Here is a 19,392-nt window from a genome sequence, read left to right as displayed (position 1 = left end):
ATGGCATGAAGGTTCTGAACTATTTTTATAGCGTAAATTGTCAAACTAACTGCAATATTTTATCAAAATAAACTTCATAAGGGGTTTTCCAGTTTAAACATTTGCGTGGTCGGTGATTTAATTTATCGACCACGGCTTGTATTTGTGCCTCCGAAAAGGGCGTAATGTCTTGACCTTTCGGAAAATACTCCCTTAGTAAACCGTTCGTGTTTTCATTTGTTTCTCTTTGCCAAGGTTGGTGGGGCAATAGAAAGTAAAATTCAACCTGAAGTCTTTCCGTTACCTGCTGATGTTTTGCAAATTCTTTCCCTCTATCTAGAGTAATGCTCTCTAAAGGCTCATTGTGCAAGGCTTCACTCATTGCCTTAGCAACGCTTTCTGCTCGCTTTGCAGGCAATTTTCTGATGATGGAAAAACGGCTTTTTCTATCCGTCAAAGTCAATGAACAAGCTTTGCCTGCCGCGCCCAACACTGTATCTGCTTCCCAATCACCTAAACGGCTTCGAGTTTCGGCTTCGCTTGGTCGTTCGGTTAAATGATAACTAATAGGGATTTTCCCGCGTTTTTCCACATAGTCATTGGTATGCCGCCTTTTCCCGCGATGACGGAGTTTCCGAATAGTCCCTCTTGCCCCGTGCGATAACCCTTTCTCATCAAACCACCCGGCATAAATTCCTCGGTAAATGCCGACAAAGCTAATAGAAAGCACACTTTGTTCATATTTCAACCGAGAGGCAATTTGCTCTGGCGACCAATTCTCTTGCAAGAATTTTTGCTTAACAAAATCAAACAATTTCGGGTCGGCTAATTTTCACTTGGGTTTGCATTCTATCCGTTGTTGTTGATAGTGTTGTTGCGCCGATAATGCCGCATATTCGCCCTGACAGCGCTTCAATTCTCGTGAAATGGTCGATTTATGTCGCTGTAATCGCTGAGCAATCTGGGTGATTGTTTTGCCTAATGCGTGAGGCGGAGTTTCCGAAAACCATTATCTTTTCGCGTTCATAAAGGGTAAGATGTTTGTAGGTGTTCATCACTTCTCATTAGTAATTTTGTTGTCTCAAACAAATTATCGTCGATTTCCTTATGAATACTTTTTTATTTGTTGCAGTGAGATTGTAAATTCAAGCGAAAAACAAAAAAATCCCACCGCACTTTTTTGTTGAGGGATTTATCTATGAAAGAAACAGGGAATTTGACGGTGATGGTGAGTAATCTCAGGAGCAACAGCATTATTTCTCCTGATTAAAGTAGATTAAAGCACGGTATTTTTAATTCATTATGCTGTTATTTATTTTGCCAATATGCCCGAAATGCTTTGGGCGTATTGCCCTGTTCTTTTTTAAATACGGAATAAAAATATTGCAAGGAGGGGTAACCGCATACTTCGGCAATCTCAGTAATTGCAATATCAGAAAATCGTAGTAAATGAATGGCTCTTTTCATTTTTTCTTGATGAATAATTTGATGAATGGTTTTATTCATTTCCGCTTTAAAACGGAGTTCTAAATTACTACGCGAAACTCTTAAATGATCTAGTACTTGCTCAACCTTTATCCCTTGACACGCACGTTGTCGAATATAATGCATCGCTTGTATAACGAGAGGATCACATAAAGAAAGGTAGTCAGTAGAATTGCGTTCTTCAACGCCTAATGGGGGAATAAGTAGGGGTTTATTACTAACAGGCAGGTGATTCAGTTGATGGTGTAATAGTTTTGCTGCTTGATAACCAATTTGTTTTGTGCCTTGAGAGACGGATGACAGTGAAATGCGAGAGAGATATTGTATAATTTCTTCATTATCTATACCAATTACACAATATTGATCAGGCACTGCCATTCTTGCTGTTTCACAGGCTTGTAACAGATGCCTTGCCCTTGCATCGGTAACCGCAATAATCCCCGTATGTTGTGGAAGTGATTGAATCCATTGAATTAACTTTTCTTGTGCTGTGCGCCAATTTTGTGAATTGGTTTGTTCGCCTTGATAAAGGCGGATAGGATAAGCGTATTTTTGCATTAAGTGAATAAACGCATTTTCCCGTTCAATCGCCCAATGTTTTTGCTGATTTTCTGTGGGTAAGCCATAGAAAGCAAAGTGATTTAATCCTTTTTGTTTGAGATGTAAAAAAGCGGTTTCAATTAATGCGTAATTATCGGTAGCAACATAAGGGAAATGTGGATAAAAATCAGGATTTTGGTAAGAACCGCCCACGGCGACAAGGGGAACATCTATATTTTTCAGTAATTCGGCGGTTTCTGGATCATCAAAGTCAGCAATAATTCCGTCAATGGAAAGGCGTTGGATGGTTTCTTTATGGTAAACAAAATCATCTTCCATAAAAATATCCCACGTGCATTGAGAGGCCTGTAAATATTGACCGACACCTGCGACAACTTGGCGATCATAAACTTTATTAGCATTAAAAAGTAGTGCGATACGATAAAACTTTCCTGTATGTTGCATATTTCCGTTCCTACCTATCTCCATTTGATGAATAGCATAACGAAATTTAGAAAAAATTAAACCGTTTGTTTTCATTTGAAGTGCGGTATAAATTTAGCCCATTTTTACACCGCACTTGATTTTACTGACTTAAAGCCCTTTTAATCGTTGATAAAGTTGATGATATTTTTCTCGTTTTTGTTGATATTGCTGATAAATTTGACTATTTGGTTGATAGATATTTTCAAGCGGGAGTGGCTTACAATAGTCAGCAAGCGGTTGCGTTGGATTTAATGCAATTTGGGCTAATTTGGCAGCCCCAAGAGCTGGTCCAACATCTCCTCCTGTGCGATATTCAAATACTTTCCCCGTAATATCTGCTAATAATTGTCGCCAATAGGCACTTTTGGCTCCCCCGCCAATAAGACTTATACTCGTTGCTTCTGCGCCTGTTTCGTGTAAAACATCAATACCATCAGCAAGGGCGAAACTAACGCCTTCAAGCACTGCTCTCGCCATAGTAATCGCATCATCATTGTGGTTGAGTCCCCAGAATACTCCTGTGGCATAAGGATCGTTATGCGGCGTACGTTCACCAGAAAGATAAGGTAAAAAAAGCGTATCGGAAGGGGTTTTACAGTGCTCTATTTGGTTGAAGAGTTGTGCGATATCGCGAATTCCCGTAATATTTTTTACCCAATCAATCGCAGAAGCGGCGCTTAAAATCACCGACATCAGATGCCAACGTTCAGGGAGGGCGTGACAGAAACTATGCACGGCTTTTTGTGGATTGGCGCTGAATTGATCCGTTACTACAAAATAAACCCCTGATGTTCCTAATGACAACATTGCTTGCCCAGCTTGATACAGCCCTATTCCTATTGCACCTGCTGCATTATCGCCACCACCTGCCACAACAGGAACGGATTTCATTCCCCATTGTTGAGCAATATCTTGACGTAAATAGCCTGTAATTTGATTGCCCTCAAATAATCTCGGCATTTGTTCAATACTGAGTTCGCAAGCATTGAGAAGAGGCTCACTCCATTGGCGTTGTGCAACATCAAGCCACATTGTTCCTGAGGCATCTGACATATCAGAGGCATATTCCCCCGTCATTCTTAAACGGAGATAATCTTTTGGCAATAATACTTTGTTAATTTTGGCAAATAATGCAGGCTCATTCTTTTTTACCCATTTTAATTTAGGCGCGGTAAACCCCGGCATCATCAAATTGCCAGTAATTTGACGAGATTCGGGAACGCTTTGTTCTAATTCCTGACATTCATTTGCACTACGCCCATCATTCCATAAAATAGCTGGGCGAAGAATTTGATCTTGCTTATCAAGTAATGTTGCACCGTGCATTTGCCCGGTTAAACCAATGGCTTTAACATCATTCAGCGGATATTGTTGTGCTAAGTTAAGCATTGCGTGCTCTGTTGCTTGCCACCAAGTTTCAGGATCTTGTTCAGACCACAGTGAATGTGGGCGAGAAACAGATAAAGGATGATGTGTGGTGGCGAGAATACGCTGTTGTTCATCAAGTAATACAACTTTTACTCCAGAGGTGCCGAGATCAATACCAATATACATAATCACTCCTTTTGATAGGACAAAGGCTTGCAGATTGCTATATATCCTACAAGCCTTATTATTCGCGTTTCTTAATCCTTAATATTAGTCATAAATATAACGATTAACCAAATTCTCTAAATATTCTTGCTGACCTGAAATTGGTTGAGGATTTAGATTTTGGCGTTCAACAAGTTCAGCAAGGCTTGCTAAAGAGGCTTGACCAGAGAGAATTTCCTGTCCTAATTGACCTTCCCAACCTGCATAACGCTGCGCAACAATTTTTTCTAATTGCTGTTCTTCAAGCATTTTAGCTGCGCGTTTGAGTGATAAAGCAAGTACGTCAATAGCACCAATATGCCCATAAAATAAATCATAAGGATCGCAACTTTGGCGGCGAATTTTGGCATCAAAATTAAATCCCCCTGTAGTAAAGCCACCATTTTTCAAGATTTCATACATAATTAATGTATTTTCTTCAACACTATTTGGGAATTGGTCGGTATCCCAGCCAAGTTGAGGATCACCGCGGTTTGCATCAATAGATCCAAAAATACCTAAAGCATAAGCGCTTGCAATTTCATGTTGGAATGTATGGCCGGCAAGTGTGGCGTGGTTCGCTTCAATATTCACTTTGATTTCATTTTCTAAACCAAATTGTTTTAAGAATCCATAAACCGTTGCAACATCATAATCATATTGATGTTTGGTTGGTTCTTGCGGTTTTGGTTCAATCAATAATGTGCCTTTAAAACCAATTTTATGCTTGTGATCAACAACCATTTGCATAAAACGTCCTATTTGCTCACGTTCCCGTTTTAGATCGGTATTAAGTAAGGTTTCATAGCCCTCTCGACCGCCCCATAATACGTAGTTTTCACCACCTAATTTTTGGGTTGCATTCATTGCATTGACAACTTGTGCGGCGGCCCAAGCAAAGACTTCTGGATTTGGATTGGTCGAAGCCCCCGCCATATAACGTGGGTTAGTAAAGCAATTCGCTGTTCCCCATAATAATTTTATGCCTGTATCTGCTTGTTTTTGAGTCAGAACATCTACAAGGGTATGGAAATTATATAAATATTCTTTAAAGGAGTTTCCTTCTGGCGCAATATCAACATCATGGAAACAATAGTAAGGAATACCTAATTTAGTAAAAAATTCAAACGCAATATCCGCTTTCTGTTTTGCCCCAGCAAGCGGATCACTATTTTTTTGCCAATGACGATCAAGCGAGCCAGCACCAAACATATCATTACCATTCCAACAGAAGGTATGCCAATAACAAACTGCTAAACGCAAATGCTCAGCCATTGTTTTGCCTAAAATGACTTGATTGGCATCATAATAACGAAATGCCAAGGGATTGGTTGAGTTTATCCCTTCATAACGGATTTTATCAATTTTATCAAAATAGTTTGTCATCGTTCTTTCTCCTTATTGCATTAAGTTCATTCGCATCATTCACTAAAAAAGCAAAGGGAGCAATTACGTTATTTTATTTATTCATTAAGATTATTCTTTATTGTGCAGAAGATCACAAAAAAGAAAAAACATAATAGCAATATTAATTTTCTGAATAGTAAAACAAAGAAACAAACTTTAAATTAACCTTAGGAGAAAATAAAAATGCGTTTAGTGCGTTTAAATTTGCTATGTAATCAGCTTGGTATTTCTAATTCTAAAACAAGGAGAAGAATATGACACATAAAGCCTATAAAAAACAAATAGCTGAACGCATCGAACAATATAGTGCGAAGTGGCATAATTATCGAGGCGAAAACTATATTTCAATGTCCGTGGCTGATATGGATTTACCTGCCCCTCAAGCATTGATTGAAGCACTTGATAAAGCAAATAAAACGGGAATTTATGGTTATACATTATTACCTGAAAATTATTTTGACGTGGTCGCAAACTATATTAAACGCCATTACCATTATCCCGTTGATAAAAATGAGATTGTATTTTGTCCCAGAATTATTCAGGGCATTGCCATTTATTTACGGGAATTCACACAACCGGCTGATAAAATTTGCTTATTCACGCCATCTTATTCCCCTATTACCAATATCATAACCGATAACCAACGTGAGCTACTAACCTGTCCTTTAGTCTATAAAAATAATGGTTATCATATTGATTTTCCAAAATTGGAAGACTGCTTTAAGCAAGCTAAAACATTTATTTTACTTTCCCCTCATAATCCAACAGGGAGAGTGTGGACATTTGAAGAATTACAAAAAATTGCACAATTAGCCGAACAATATCAGGTTTTTATTATTTCTGATGATGTTCACGCTGATTTTACTTTTACCCAACAAGCACACCAAATTATTGCGGGCATTACGCCTTATGTGAAAAATCATTCTATGATTTGCACCTCTCCAGCAAAAACATTCAATATTCCGGGATTAGAAATTGCAAATCTGTTAATTCATAATCGTAAAATTAGAGAAAAATTACACCGCACTTTATTGCAGCTTGGCATCCATAATCCTAATTATTTCTCTATTCCAGCTATTATGGTGGCATATCAACAATGTGATAGCTGGATAACACAAATTAAAAATGAAATAGCTGAAAATAAACAATTCGTAAAACATTTTTTTGCCCAAGAAATACCACAATTCGATGTGGTTTGTACTGAAGGAACTTATTTGCTATGGGTGAATTATCAAAAATTAGCGATAGATGAAGCAACATTAAAAAATCGCATAACCAACCTTGCACAACTGGAGCTGGCTTGGGGAACAGATTTTGGGATCGAAGGAATGGGATTTTTCCGAATGAATATTGCAATGCCACGGGCTTTATTGCAACAGGCTTTAATTCAACTTCGAGATGGGTTAAAACAACAAGCATAAGGGGAATAACGATGAGTACAACTAAATTACATCGAACACCAAGTTTAATGGAAGCATTATCACCAATTTTGGTCATGCTTATCTTACTCGGATTAGGTTATGCCTTTTTCGATTTACCACCTGAGCCATTAATGATCATTTCTTGTGTTTTTGCCGGTGGATTAGTGAAGTATCTTGGCTATAGTTATGATGAAATGCTCGGGGCAATTGCAGGAAAAATTGCCAAAACAATGCCCGCACTTTTAATTTTAATTACAGTGGGACTGTTAATTGGCACGTGGATTGCTGGTGGAACGATTCCAATGATGATTTATTATGGCTTAAAAGTCATCGATCCTAAATTCTTATATATTACTGCCTTATTACTCACCTCTATTGTGTCTGTTTGTACGGGGACCTCTTGGGGATCCGCAGGAACAGTCGGGGTCGCCTTTATGGGAGTGGCAATAGGTCTAGATGCGAATCTTGCGGCAACCGCCGGTGCCGTCGTTGCTGGGGCTTATTTTGGTGATAAACTTTCTCCGCTTTCTGATACCACAAATATTGCCTCAGCCGCTGCGGGAGTGGATTTATATGAGCATATTGCCCACTTACTTTATACTACGTTACCTTCTTTTATCGTTGCCGCTATTGTATATATTTTTTACGGTATGTCTGGTAATTTACACGATGTCGCCACACCCGCAAAAGTGGTTGAAATGATATCAGGTTTAGAACAAGTTTATCACTTTAATGTCATTTTATTACTTATCCCTGTTGCCATTATTTTATGGGGGTCTATCAGCAAAAAACCAACCATTCCAGTTATGTTACTGTCTGCCTTTGTTGCCATACTCAATGCGATTTTTATTCAGAAGTTTGCCTTAGCAGATGTGGTGAATAGTGCAGTGAATGGTTTTAATGTATCGATGATTCCTAATGATATTCAGGTTAGTAGTGATTTAGCTCGCCTATTAAATCGTGGTGGTATGAATTCAATGATGGGCACATTATTGATCTGTTTCTGTGCGCTTTCATTTGCAGGTATTTTATCTCTTAGCGGTGCCTTAGAAGTGATTATTAAACACTTATTAAAATTAGTGCGTTCAACCGCCTCTTTAATTTTTACCACCATTCTTTGTGGTTTAACGATGATTGGGGTAACTTGTAATGGACAAATTTCTATCTTAATTCCGGGCGAAATGTTACGCGAAGCTTATATAGAACGTGGCTTACATCCAAAAAATTTAAGCCGTACGGCTGAAGATTCCGCAACCATTATTGAGCCGATTTTACCTTGGACCGCAGCCGGTGCTTATATGGCAGGAACGCTTGGCGTGGCGACCCTATCTTATCTTCCTTGGGCAATTTTATGCTGGAGTGGTATCGTATTTGCGATGTTATGGGGGATCACCGGATTTGGTATTGCTAAATTAAATAAAGCATAAGTTAAATAGGTAAAATAAGTAAAAATCGTTATCTCTTTGATAAGAAATAACGATTTTTTTATTATTGTGTACTTCATCACAAAAAAGAAAAAACATAATAGGATTAATAAATCTGATAATTGAATTATTAATTTAACCTCAGCAAACTAGGGATTGAGTGAATAAGTTGTTGCGCTCAACTATCATTAATTTAACCTAATATGAGGTGCTATTATGAAAATCAAACATCTTTTCCTTTCCCTTGCAGCTTCTTTAACGTTATTAACCAATCCTATTCTCGCTAAAGATCTCACCATAGGTATGTCCATTGATGATTTACGCTTGGAGCGTTGGCAAAAAGATCGTGATATTTTTGTGAAAAAAGCAGAAAGTTTAGGGGCAAAAGTTTTTGTTCAATCTGCCAATGGCGATGCAACAGCACAAATATCACAAATTGAAAATATGATTAACCGTAATGTCGATGTCTTAGTAATTATTCCATTCAATGGGGAAGTATTAGGTAATATTATTGGTGAAGCAAAACGTGAGGGCATTAAAGTATTAGCTTATGACCGTCTTATTAATAATGCTGATTTAGACTTTTATGTTTCTTTTGATAATGAAAAAGTGGGTGAATTACAAGCAAAAAGTATTATTGAAGTCAAACCTGAAGGAAATTATTTCCTTATGGGAGGTTCGCCTGTTGATAATAATGCAAAATTATTCCGTAAAGGACAAATGAAAGTCTTACAACCATTGATTGATAGTGGAAAAATTAAGGTTGTAGGCGATCAATGGGTGGACTCTTGGTTAGCCGAAAAAGCCCTGCAAATTATGGAAAATGCCTTGACTGCAAATAAAAATAATATTGATGCCGTAGTCGCGTCTAATGATGCAACGGCAGGCGGAGCAATTCAAGCCTTGAGTGCGCAAGGGTTAGCAGGAAAAGTGGCTATTTCAGGACAAGATGCGGATCTTGCTGCAATTAAACGTATTGTTCAAGGTACGCAAACGATGACAGTTTATAAACCGATTACTAAATTAGCGGATAAAGCAGCTGAAATTGCCGTGCAATTAGCCAAAAATGAAACACCAGAATCAAATGCCGTATTAAATAATGGCTTAAAAGACGTTCCGGCTTATTTATTAGATCCAATTGCCGTAACAAAAGAAAATATTGAAGAAACCATTATTAAAGATGGATTCCACAGTAAAGCACAAATTGAAAAATAATCTCACTTCTGCGAAATAAAGCGGTATAAAAAGTGCGGTAAAAAAAGACCGCACTTTATCAGGAGGTTCTAGTATGCCAACATTATTATCAATGAAAAATATTACTAAAAAGTTTGGTGATGTTACTGCATTAAATCATATTTCTATTGAGCTGAATGAAGGAGAGATTCTTTCTCTTTGTGGCGAGAATGGCTCTGGTAAATCTACCTTAATGAAGGTGTTATGTGGTATTTATCCTTATGGTGAGTATTCTGGTGAAATTTATTTTTCTAATGAACCTTTAATCGCTAAAACTATTAAAGATACGGAAGAAAAAGGCATTGCAATTATTCATCAAGAACTGACATTAGTTAAAAATATGACCATTTTGGAAAATATGTTTTTAGGTAATGAAAGAACAAAATTAGGTATTACGGACGATAATGAAATGTATCTACGCTGTAAAACCATTTTACAACAAGTTCAGTTAGACATCGATCCGAATATTAAGGTTGCTGAATTAGGTTTAGGGCAACAACAATTAGTGGAAATTGCAAAAGCATTAAATAAACAAGTTCGTTTATTAGTCCTTGATGAACCCAGTGCCTGTTTAACTGAAAAAGAAACCGAGATACTGCTTAACTTAGTTCAAGATCTTAAAGCCCATAATATTGCTTGTATTTATATTTCTCATAAATTAAATGAAGTAAAAGCGATTTCTGACAAAATTTGTATTATCCGTGATGGTGAGCATATTGGTACGCAACCTGCTGCCTTGATGACAGAAGATGACATCATTACTATGATGGTCGGTCGTGAAATTACCTCACTTTACCCTTATGAAGCGCGTCCTATCGGAGAAGAAATGTTACGCGTTGAACAGCTTTCGGCTTGGCATCCGATTAATCGCCATATTAAACGTGTTGATAATGTCAGTTTCCGTCTGCATAAAGGAGAAATATTAGGCGTTGCAGGATTAGTTGGCTCAGGTCGTACTGAAATGGCACAATGCCTATTTGGTTCATATCAAGGGAAATATCAAGGAAAAATTTTTTTACAAGGCCATTCTATTCATATTCGCCATTGTGCTGATGCCATTGCACAGCAAATTGTTATGGTGCCAGAAGATCGTAAAAAACACGGCATTATTCCCATTATGGGAGTAGGAAAAAACATTACGCTTTCTTCATTAAAAAAATATTGTATGCTCGGCAATATCATTAATGAACCACTAGAAGAAACCATCATTCAGCAATCTATTGAGAAACTAACCGTAAAAACCGCTAGCCCTGATTTAGCAATTGGTCGCTTAAGTGGAGGAAACCAACAAAAAGCGATTTTAGCAAAATGCTTATTGCTCAATCCTAAAATTCTGATTTTAGATGAGCCTACTCGTGGCATTGATATTGGGGCGAAATATGAAATTTATAAACTCATCAGTCAATTAGCACAACAAGGTGTGGCGGTTATCGTCATTTCCTCTGAATTACCTGAAGTATTGGGCATTAGCGATCGTGTTTTAGTGATGCACCAAGGACAAATCAAAGCCGATCTCATCAACGATCATTTAACGCAAGAACAAGTGATGGAAGCCGCACTTAAGGAGTAATTATGTCTAAGCTAAAATCTATTAATCTACAAGTTTATATTATGCTCATTGCCATTATTGTGATTATGGCATTTTTCTCATTCGCCACCGATGGGGCCTATTTAAGTGCAAGAAATATTTCTAACTTATTGCGTCAAACTTCCATCACAGGAATCCTCGCTATTGGAATGGTTTTTGTGATTATTTGCGCAGAAATTGATCTCTCAGTGGGGTCATTAATGGGCTTATTGGGAGGCTTTGCTGCCATTACAAATGTTTGGTGGAATTGGCCTCTGTCTTTAACGATCATTACCACTATTTTGCTCGGCATTTTGTTTGGTGCTTGGAATGGTTGGTGGGTTGCATATCGCAAAGTCCCCTCATTTATTGTTACCTTAGCGGGAATGTTAGCGTTCCGAGGAATCTTAATTGGCTTAACAAATGGTACAACCGTCTCCCCAATTAGCACAGAGATGACGATGATCGGACAAGGTTATTTGCCTGATCTCGCTGGCTTCTTGATTGGTACAATCGCGATTTTAGGTTTTATAAGCTGGGGAATCTACCAAAGAAAAGCAAGAAAGCACTTACACTTAGCCGTCCCTTCTAACGCACAAGAAACCTTAAAATATGCGTTATTTGCCTTAGCGATTTTGGGCGCCATTTACCTATTAAATGACTACCGCGGTATTCCATTCCCTGTTTTATTACTGGCATTGTTAGCCGTAATAGGAATGTTTATGGCAAGAAAAACCGCATTTGGCCGTCATATTTATGCAATTGGTGGGAATATTGACGCTGCCCGATTGTCAGGCATTAGTGTTGAGAAAGTCAAATTAATTATTTTTTCTTTAAATGGCTTTATGGTTGCAATTGCAGGGCTTATTTTAAGCGCTCGTCTAGGTGCAGGCGCGCCCTCCGCAGGACAAAATGCAGAACTTGATGCCATTGCGGCCTGTGTCATTGGTGGGGCAAGTTTAGCCGGCGGTATCGGCAGTGTTTATGGGGTCGTCATTGGCGCATTCATTATCGCCCTGTTAGATAATGGAATGAGTATGCTAGATGTCCCTACATTCTGGCAATATATTGTCAAAGGCGGTATCTTACTACTTGCTGTTTGGATGGATACAATGAGTAAAAAGAAAATGTAATTGAAAAACGCTCTTATAATGCCACCGTACTTGTGATAATCATAAAGTGCGGTGCTTTTTTATGAAATTTTTATTAAAAAACACAAAAAAATCCCACCGCACTTTTCCCCCTCATTTTGCAAAAAATCTGTTAAAATATCCGCACTTCAACGAATGATTAGCTAAGGATAATGTTATCGAAAACTGGCAGCGGGGCTTTGTTTTACATCGTAGGGCATACAGTGAAACAAGCTTATTGGTGGATTTGTTTACGGAAGAAACAGGACGTTTAACCGTGATGGCGAAAGGCGCGAGAACGAAACGTTCAGCGTGGAAAAGCATTTTGCAGCCGTTTACCCCCTTGCTGTTGCGCTGGACTGGGCGAGGCGAGGTGAAAACTTTAACCAAAGCTGAAGCCGCTTCGCTTACCTTACCTATGCAGCCTACTGCACTTTATAGTGGTTTTTATGTCAATGAACTCCTGATGCGTTTATTAGCAGTGGAAACGCCTTATCCTGATATTTTCCAAGATTATTTAAAATGTATTACAGGGTTGGCTAGTGTGTCTCATTCTGTTGAGCCAAGCCTGCGTACCTTTGAATTTCAATTACTGACTGCGATGGGCTATGGGATTGACTTTTGCCACTGTGCAGGGTCAGGTGAGCCGGTTGATGAAAATATGACTTATCGTTATCGTGAGGAAAAAGGCTTTATTGCTTCCCTAATTAAAGATAATCTGACTTTTTATGGCAGAGAATTGCTGGCATTTGAACGGCGAGAATTTCGCGATCAAGCGGTATTGCAAGCAGCAAAACGTTTTACGCGCATTGCCTTGAAGCCTTATTTGGGCAGTAAACCTTTGAAAAGTCGGGAATTATTTACTCAACATATTTTATATCAGAAATAACCTATGGCATTACTTTATACCCCAAAAAAAGTTGAAAAAAACCACCGCACTTTTACCGCTAAGGTGCAAGGCTTGGATTATCAAGGGCTAGGCGTGGCGAAAATTGAAGGGAAAACCTGGTTTATTGAAAATGCGTTACCCGATGAAAAGGTGCTGGTTGCGGTGTTGGAAGAAAAGCGTCAATATGGCAAAGGGGTGGTGAAGAAATGGTTGGAAGCCAGTGCGCAACGTGTATCGCCTGCCTGCGTTTATTATGAAAAATGCGGCGGTTGTCAAACCCAGCATATTCCATTGGAAATGCAGCGTCAGATAAAGGAGCAAGCATTATTCCAACGTTTAAGCAAACTGCAAGGCGAACCTATCGCATTAATGCCAAGAATTGTCGGAGAACAATGGCATTATCGTCGCCGTTTACGATTAAGTCTTTATTGGGATAAAAAACACGGTTTGCGCATTGGTTTTCGGCAGAAAAATTCGCAAAATATTGAACCTGTGCAATCTTGCCTTGTGATCGAAAAGCCTCTGGATAATTTGTTGCCAAAAATCACCGCACTTTTACAACAGTGGTCTAACCCGAAAAATTTAGGGCATCTTGAGCTGGTACGCGCGGATAACGGTGTGGCATTATTGTTACGTCATCAAAAAAATTTGGCAGAAAAAGACCGCACTTTGTTAATTGAATTTGCCCAAAAAGAACATTTAATGCTGTTTGTGCAAGATGATGAGCAAATTCAGCAACTTTATGGTGAAAGCCCTTATTATGAATTGAACAATCGGCAACGGCTACATTTTGATGTACGTGATTTTATTCAGATTAATCCGCAACTCAATCAGGTGATGATTGATACCGCATTGAATTGGCTCGACTTAACTGATCAAGATCAGGTACTGGATTTGTTCTGCGGAATGGGCAATTTCACCTTGCCAATAAGCGCTCAAGCCAAGCAAGTGGTGGGCGTAGAAGGCGTGGCGGAAATGGTGCAGAAAGCGACACAAAATGCGGAACGAAATGGTTGTAAAAATGTCCAATTTTATCAAGGCGATCTGGCACAATCTTTTGCTGAACAACAATGGGCAAGCCAAGCATTTAGCAAAATTTTGCTCGATCCCCCACGCACGGGCGCGGCGTTTGCAATGCCATTTTTGTGTCAGTTACAGGCAGAAAAAGTGCTGTATGTGTCTTGTAATCCCGCAACGCTCGTGCGCGATGCACAAATGTTGTTGCAAGCAGGCTATCAATTAACCCAAGTGGCAATGATCGATATGTTCCCGAATACGGGGCATTTGGAGAGCATTACTCTCTTTGAACGGAAATAATAAATAGGAAGGCGTTATGGTTGCTGTTCGAGGTTCACACCTACTTAACCCGAAAGATTTTGTGATTGAGCAATGGAGTGAAAGCTTAGGGCTTTCTTCTGAGCTGGCAGAGAAGTTGGTGCTGGCTTGGCATTATTCGCAAGATAAAATCCAGCAGCACCAAAACACGGTGGAAAATCCGCAGTTGCATTGTTCGCTATTTTCAGGGGTGGAAATGGTGGAAATTTTGCACAGCCTGAATATGGATAGTGAAAGCCTTATCACGGCAATGATTTATCCCGTGGTGAGCCATAATATTGTTGCGCTGGAGCAAATTAGCGAAGATTTTGGCACAGCGATTAGCAAGCTGGTGAAAGGCGTGCTGGAAATGGATAACATTCGCCAGTTAAATGCGAGCCATTCTGCCAATTCCCTGCAAGTGGACAATGTGCGCCGTATGCTATTGGCGATGGTGGATGATTTCCGTTGCGTGATTATCAAACTGGCTGAACGCATTGCCTTTTTGCGTGATGCGGAAAATTGCTGTTCGGAAGAAGAGAAAGTGCTGGCAGCAAAAGAATGTGTCAATATTTATGCGCCTCTTGCCAATCGTTTAGGCATTGGGCAGCTGAAATGGGAGCTGGAAGATTATTGCTTCCGCTATTTGCACCCTGAACAGTATCGAATGATTGCCAAGTTGTTGAAAGAACGCCGTTTAGATCGTGAGCAATATATTGCGGATTTTGTGGCAGATCTCACTCGCTATTTACAAGAAAATATCGACCAAGTGGAAGTGTATGGTCGCCCGAAACATATTTATAGCATTTGGCGAAAAATGCAGAAAAAACACTTAGAATTTAGTGATTTATATGATGTTCGCGCGGTGCGTGTGATCGTCCAAAAGCTGCAAGATTGTTATTCTGCCCTTGGAATTGTGCATACCCACTTTAAACATTTACCGAAAGAATTTGATGATTATGTGGCAAACCCGAAACCGAACGGCTATCAATCCATTCATACCGTGGTGTTGGGCAAAGGCGGTAAACCCGTGGAAGTGCAAATTCGCACCCAACAAATGCACGATGATGCGGAGCTTGGCGTGGCGGCGCACTGGAAATATAAAGAGGGCGTAACAGGGCGTTCTGCCTATGAAGATAAAATTGCGTGGTTGCGTAAATTATTAGCGTGGCAAGATGATATTACGGATTCTGGCGAAGTGATTGCCGAGTTACGCAGCCAAGTGTTTGATGATCGGGTTTATGTGTTTACCCCAAAAGGCGAAGTGATCGACCTGCCAACTGGCTCAACGCCGTTGGATTTTGCTTATGCCATTCATAGTGAAATCGGGCATCGTTGCATTGGCGCGAAAGTGGGCGGACGCATTGTGCCCTTTACTTATCAGCTGCAAATGGGCGATCAAATTGAAATCATCACGCAAAAAACGCCAAACCCAAGCCGAGATTGGCTTAATCCGAATTTAGGTTTCACCAATACGAGTAAATCTCGTGCCAAAATTGCAGCGTGGTTTAAGAAATTAGATCGCGATAAAAATATTCCAGCAGGTAAAGAAATGCTGGAGAATGAAATTACGCGTTTAGGCATTGCGCTCAAGCAAGTGGAACAGTATGCTTTACCACGTTACAACCTCAAAAATTTAGACGATTTATATGCTGGCATCGGTGGGGGCGATATTCGCCTTAATCAGCTCATTAACTTTTTGCAAAGTAAACTGATTAAAACCACGCCACAAGAAACCGATGAACAGATTTTACGCCACGTTACACAGAAAAGTGCGGTAAATTCTGCGCAAAAAAATGACTCAAAGGGCTATGTGATCGTAGAAGGTGTGGGCAATTTAATGCACCACATTGCACGCTGTTGCCAGCCAATTCCCGGAGATGACATCGTGGGCTACATCACAATGGGACGCGGTATTTCTATTCACCGTAGCGACTGCGAACAATTTTTAGAATTGCAAGCAAGCCACCCAGAGCGCGTGGTGGAATCCATTTGGGGAGATAATTATGCGAGTGGTTTCCGTATTAGTATTCGTATTATCGCCAGTGATCGCCACGGTTTGTTGCGTGATATTACCACCGTGCTTGCCAATGAAAAAATCAGTGTTTCAGGGGTAGCGAGCCGTACAGATAACAAAAAACAACTTGCAACCATTGATATGGAAATTGAGTTAAACAATGTACAAATATTAAGCAAAGTCTTAGCGCGTTTAGCAAAATTAGATGATGTGATTGAAGCGAAACGGTTATAACTAAATAAAACGTAATTGTTTTGCGTTGTATTAACGCGGCACAAATATAACCATCACACTCAACGTATTTAATAAGGAAAGAAAATTGGAAAAAACAACGGGTTTAACCCATTTAATTAAATCCACAGGTTATTCATTAAAAGGACTAAAAAGTGCATTTAAAAACGAAGCTGCGTTTCGCCACGAGGTAAGTTTAGCTTGTCTTTTAATTCCTCTTGCTTTTTGGCTAGCTAGCAACAAAATTGAACTCATTCTAATGATTGGTTCGGTATTATTGGTGTTAGTTGCAGAATTACTAAATAGTGCGATTGAAGCAGTAGTTGATCGCATCGGTACAGAACATCATGAATTATCTGGAAGAGCAAAGGATCAGGGATCTGCTGCTGTGTTTATTGCACTCGTTATTGTCGTGATTACATGGGGCGGAATTTTGTTTTTGTAAGCTGTGAAGTACATAAAGGAATGAAAAAATTTGAATTTCGACATCTTACTTTTTATTGTGGTAGGGTTGGCAATCTTATAACCATTTGAGGTTGTATTTTAAAATACGATAACTTTGCTATATGCTCACGATGACTTCAGTTGATTATCTTATTGAAATAAGGGGGATTACCCCCTTTTTATTATTCAACTTCCTCGGCTAAAATTTGTTCGATCTGATCTTGTACCAAAAACCACTCACCTTCAATTTCTTCAAGGTGCTTTTTATATTCCGCCTGATCTTTTAAAAGTGCGGTAAGATTTTCTTTCATTTCTGCTTGATACAGATCGCTATTGGCAAGTTGTTGTTCTATCTCTGCAAGTTGTTGAGCAATGCTATCCATTTTGTTTTCCCATTGCGTAAGCAATTTCTTCAATGGAGCAAGTTGCTGACGGCGTTCTGCTTCTTTGCGTTTTTGTTCTTTGCGATTTTGACTGCTTTCTTTATTGCTTTCTATTTTGGCAGAAGGCTGGCTTTGGCTGTTTTGTTCGTTAAGCCATTTTTGGTAATCCGCCAAATCACCTTTAAATTCTTCTACTTGCCCATCGTGAACGAGATAAAATTCATCTACCGTATTGCGTAATAAATGGCGATCGTGAGAAACGATGACGAGCGAACCTTGATAATCTACCAATGCTTCCGTTAAGGCTTGACGCATATCTAAATCTAAATGGTTCGTCGGCTCATCTAATAAAAGTAAATTTGGGCGTTGCCAAACAATCAATGCTAATACTAAGCGCGCTTTTTCCCCACCTGAAAAATTAACCACTGGCTCATTAACTTTATCACCATGGAAAGCAAAACTGCCGAGATAATCGCGCAGTTGTTGCTCTGTTTGCTGTGGGGCAAGTTTTTGTAAATGCCATAAGGCGGTTTCTTCTGCTCGAAGTGTATCTAATTGATGCTGGGCGAAATAACCTAGCTGCACGCCTTTTGCAAGCTGAATATTGCCTGAAAGAGCGGTGATTTCTGCCGCTAATAATTTGATTAAGGTGGATTTCCCCGCGCCATTTTTACCTAGCAAACCAATACGTGAACCGGGTACCAGATTTAATTTTATTTGTTTAAGAATTTCTGTGATTTGTCCGCTATTTTCATAACCAGCACTCACTTTTTCCATTGAAAGCAATGGGTTAGGTAATGCGAACGGTTCACGAAATTCAAAGGTAAAGGGATTATCCACATAAGCGGGTGCGATAAGCTCCATACGCGCCAAAGCTTTCATTCGGCTTTGTGCTTGTTTGGCTTTGGTGGCTTTCGCCTTAAAACGATCGATATATTTTTGTAAATGTGAAATTTTTTGTTGCTGTTGGCGATAAAGTGCGCTTTGTTGTGCTAATTTCTCCGCACGTTGTTTTTCAAAAGAGGAATAATCCCCGGTGTATTCATTAATTCTTTGATTTTCAATATGCAGAATTTTATCTACCACAGGATCAAGAAAATCGCGATCGTGAGAGATCAAAACTAGCGTACCTTGATACTGTTGTAACCAGCGCTCAAGCCAGATCACTGCATCTAAATCTAAGTGGTTGGTGGGTTCATCAAGTAACAACAGATCGGAAGGACATAGCAAGGCTTGTGCTAAATTCAGACGCATACGCCAACCACCCGAAAAAGCACTCACAGGCTGGCTAAGGGCATCTTGACTAAAGCCCAATCCATTTAACAATGCCGCCGCTCGCGCTTGGATTGTCCACGCATCAATGGTATCTAACTGTTCGTGAATGCGCGCAATCGCATTGCCGTCATTGTTTAGATTAGCTTGTTCTAGCTGTTGCTGTAACGCGACATATTGGCGATCACCTAAAATCACATAATCCAGAGCAGAAATAGCAAGCGCTGGGGTTTCTTGATTCACCCAAGAGATTGCCCAATTTGAGGGATAGCTCACCTCTCCGCCCTCTGCACTAATTTCTTTTTTGAGTAACGCGAGTAGCGAGGATTTGCCACAGCCATTTTTGCCTACCAAGCCGACTTTTTGCTTGGGATTAATGGTTGCATTGGCATTTTCTAGCAACGTAGTTTGCCCACGTTTTAACGAAAGGTTGGTAAATAAAATCATTAAAGTTCGATCATCTATGCTTATCAATAGGAATATTTTCCACGTTTTTATAGAAATTGCCAAGAAGTGCGGTTTTTAATTAGAAAACTTTTAAAATCTGTTTTCAACTCTGTGATCTAGTTCAATTTTTTTGTATATTAAAAAAGCTATG

The 19,392-nt window shown here is 39.4% G+C and carries 13 protein-coding genes and 1 pseudogene; 9 read left to right on the top strand and 5 right to left on the bottom strand.

Annotated features, from left to right (window positions below; all coding sequences use genetic code 11):
* Nucleotides 1-40: 40 nt before the first annotated feature.
* The 4 genes and pseudogenes from L5B83_RS03930 to xylA form a co-directional block, all read right to left on the bottom strand.
* Nucleotides 41-1,037 (bottom strand): annotated as a pseudogene (locus L5B83_RS03930) (IS30 family transposase).
* 250 nt (nt 1,038-1,287) lie between these two features.
* Nucleotides 1,288-2,469, bottom strand: coding sequence for a XylR family transcriptional regulator (locus L5B83_RS03925; RefSeq protein WP_250363725.1), 1,182 nt, complete (start codon nt 2,467-2,469; stop codon nt 1,288-1,290).
* Nucleotides 2,470-2,598: 129 nt separating this feature from the next.
* On the bottom strand, nt 2,599-4,044 hold the full coding sequence (xylB, locus tag L5B83_RS03920; RefSeq protein WP_265777646.1) for a xylulokinase: 1,446 nt from the start codon (nt 4,042-4,044) through the stop codon (nt 2,599-2,601).
* An 84-nt stretch (nt 4,045-4,128) separates the two neighbouring features.
* On the bottom strand, nt 4,129-5,448 hold the full coding sequence (gene xylA, locus L5B83_RS03915) for a xylose isomerase (protein ID WP_265777645.1): 1,320 nt from the start codon (nt 5,446-5,448) through the stop codon (nt 4,129-4,131).
* Nucleotides 5,449-5,723: 275 nt separating this feature from the next.
* Between xylA and L5B83_RS03910 the strand changes: the two genes are divergently transcribed.
* The 9 genes from L5B83_RS03910 to L5B83_RS03870 all read left to right on the top strand — a co-directional run bounded on the left by L5B83_RS03910 (nt 5,724) and on the right by L5B83_RS03870 (nt 17,140).
* Entirely contained in the window at nt 5,724-6,890 is a 1,167-nt protein-coding gene (locus tag L5B83_RS03910; protein ID WP_250363722.1) for a MalY/PatB family protein, read from the top strand.
* Between the two features lie 11 nt (nt 6,891-6,901).
* The gene (gene nhaC / locus L5B83_RS03905; RefSeq protein ID WP_250351103.1) at nt 6,902-8,317 is read left to right on the top strand and encodes a Na+/H+ antiporter NhaC; all 1,416 of its coding nucleotides are present in this window, start codon (nt 6,902-6,904) and stop codon (nt 8,315-8,317) included.
* 213 nt (nt 8,318-8,530) lie between these two features.
* Nucleotides 8,531-9,529: a D-xylose ABC transporter substrate-binding protein gene (xylF, locus tag L5B83_RS03900; RefSeq protein ID WP_265777644.1), complete on the top strand. Its 999-nt coding sequence runs from the start codon at nt 8,531-8,533 to the stop codon at nt 9,527-9,529.
* 73 nt (nt 9,530-9,602) lie between these two features.
* A complete protein-coding gene (gene xylG / locus L5B83_RS03895; protein WP_265762934.1) occupies nt 9,603-11,117 on the top strand; it encodes a D-xylose ABC transporter ATP-binding protein in 1,515 nt (504 codons plus the stop codon).
* Nucleotides 11,118-11,119: 2 nt separating this feature from the next.
* Nucleotides 11,120-12,247: a sugar ABC transporter permease gene (locus L5B83_RS03890; RefSeq protein ID WP_265777643.1), complete on the top strand. Its 1,128-nt coding sequence runs from the start codon at nt 11,120-11,122 to the stop codon at nt 12,245-12,247.
* A 175-nt stretch (nt 12,248-12,422) separates the two neighbouring features.
* Nucleotides 12,423-13,133, top strand: coding sequence for a DNA repair protein RecO (gene recO, locus L5B83_RS03885; RefSeq protein ID WP_265762983.1), 711 nt, complete (start codon nt 12,423-12,425; stop codon nt 13,131-13,133).
* A 3-nt stretch (nt 13,134-13,136) separates the two neighbouring features.
* Nucleotides 13,137-14,450 (top strand): 23S rRNA (uracil(1939)-C(5))-methyltransferase RlmD, encoded by a 1,314-nt coding sequence (gene rlmD, locus L5B83_RS03880; protein WP_265777642.1) that lies wholly within the window; start codon nt 13,137-13,139, stop codon nt 14,448-14,450.
* Between the two features lie 16 nt (nt 14,451-14,466).
* On the top strand, nt 14,467-16,698 hold the full coding sequence (gene relA, locus L5B83_RS03875) for a GTP diphosphokinase (RefSeq protein ID WP_265777641.1): 2,232 nt from the start codon (nt 14,467-14,469) through the stop codon (nt 16,696-16,698).
* Nucleotides 16,699-16,783: 85 nt separating this feature from the next.
* Nucleotides 16,784-17,140 carry a diacylglycerol kinase gene (locus L5B83_RS03870; RefSeq protein ID WP_265777640.1) on the top strand — a complete coding sequence of 119 codons (357 nt, stop codon included), beginning with the start codon at nt 16,784-16,786 and terminating at the stop codon, nt 17,138-17,140.
* A 181-nt stretch (nt 17,141-17,321) separates the two neighbouring features.
* Here the strand turns inward: L5B83_RS03870 and L5B83_RS03865 are convergent, their stop codons facing one another.
* Nucleotides 17,322-19,241 carry an ABC transporter ATP-binding protein gene (locus L5B83_RS03865; RefSeq protein WP_265777639.1) on the bottom strand — a complete coding sequence of 640 codons (1,920 nt, stop codon included), beginning with the start codon at nt 19,239-19,241 and terminating at the stop codon, nt 17,322-17,324.
* Between the last annotated feature and the right edge of the window lie 151 nt (nt 19,242-19,392).

Origin of the sequence: Avibacterium sp. 21-599, from assembly GCF_026226765.1 — a bacterium.
GTDB lineage: Bacteria > Pseudomonadota > Gammaproteobacteria > Enterobacterales > Pasteurellaceae > Avibacterium.
The sequence above is the reverse complement of the archived record's forward strand: the minus strand, read 5'-3'. Positions and strand labels throughout refer to the sequence as shown.

Bases quoted from the DNA above. Each gene is read 5' to 3' on its own strand.
- L5B83_RS03865 (WP_265777639.1), bottom strand. From the start codon at position 19,241: ATGATTTTATTTACCAACCTTTCGTTAAAACGTGGGCAAACTACGTTG.
- L5B83_RS03925 (WP_250363725.1), bottom strand. From the start codon at position 2,469: ATGCAACATACAGGAAAGTTTTATCGTATCGCACTACTTTTTAATGCT.
- xylA (WP_265777645.1), bottom strand. From the start codon at position 5,448: ATGACAAACTATTTTGATAAAATTGATAAAATCCGTTATGAAGGGATA.
- nhaC (WP_250351103.1), top strand. From the start codon at position 6,902: ATGAGTACAACTAAATTACATCGAACACCAAGTTTAATGGAAGCATTA.
- L5B83_RS03910 (WP_250363722.1), top strand. From the start codon at position 5,724: ATGACACATAAAGCCTATAAAAAACAAATAGCTGAACGCATCGAACAA.
- rlmD (WP_265777642.1), top strand. From the start codon at position 13,137: ATGGCATTACTTTATACCCCAAAAAAAGTTGAAAAAAACCACCGCACT.
- xylF (WP_265777644.1), top strand. From the start codon at position 8,531: ATGAAAATCAAACATCTTTTCCTTTCCCTTGCAGCTTCTTTAACGTTA.
- L5B83_RS03890 (WP_265777643.1), top strand. From the start codon at position 11,120: ATGTCTAAGCTAAAATCTATTAATCTACAAGTTTATATTATGCTCATT.
- xylB (WP_265777646.1), bottom strand. From the start codon at position 4,044: ATGTATATTGGTATTGATCTCGGCACCTCTGGAGTAAAAGTTGTATTA.
- relA (WP_265777641.1), top strand. From the start codon at position 14,467: ATGGTTGCTGTTCGAGGTTCACACCTACTTAACCCGAAAGATTTTGTG.
- xylG (WP_265762934.1), top strand. From the start codon at position 9,603: ATGCCAACATTATTATCAATGAAAAATATTACTAAAAAGTTTGGTGAT.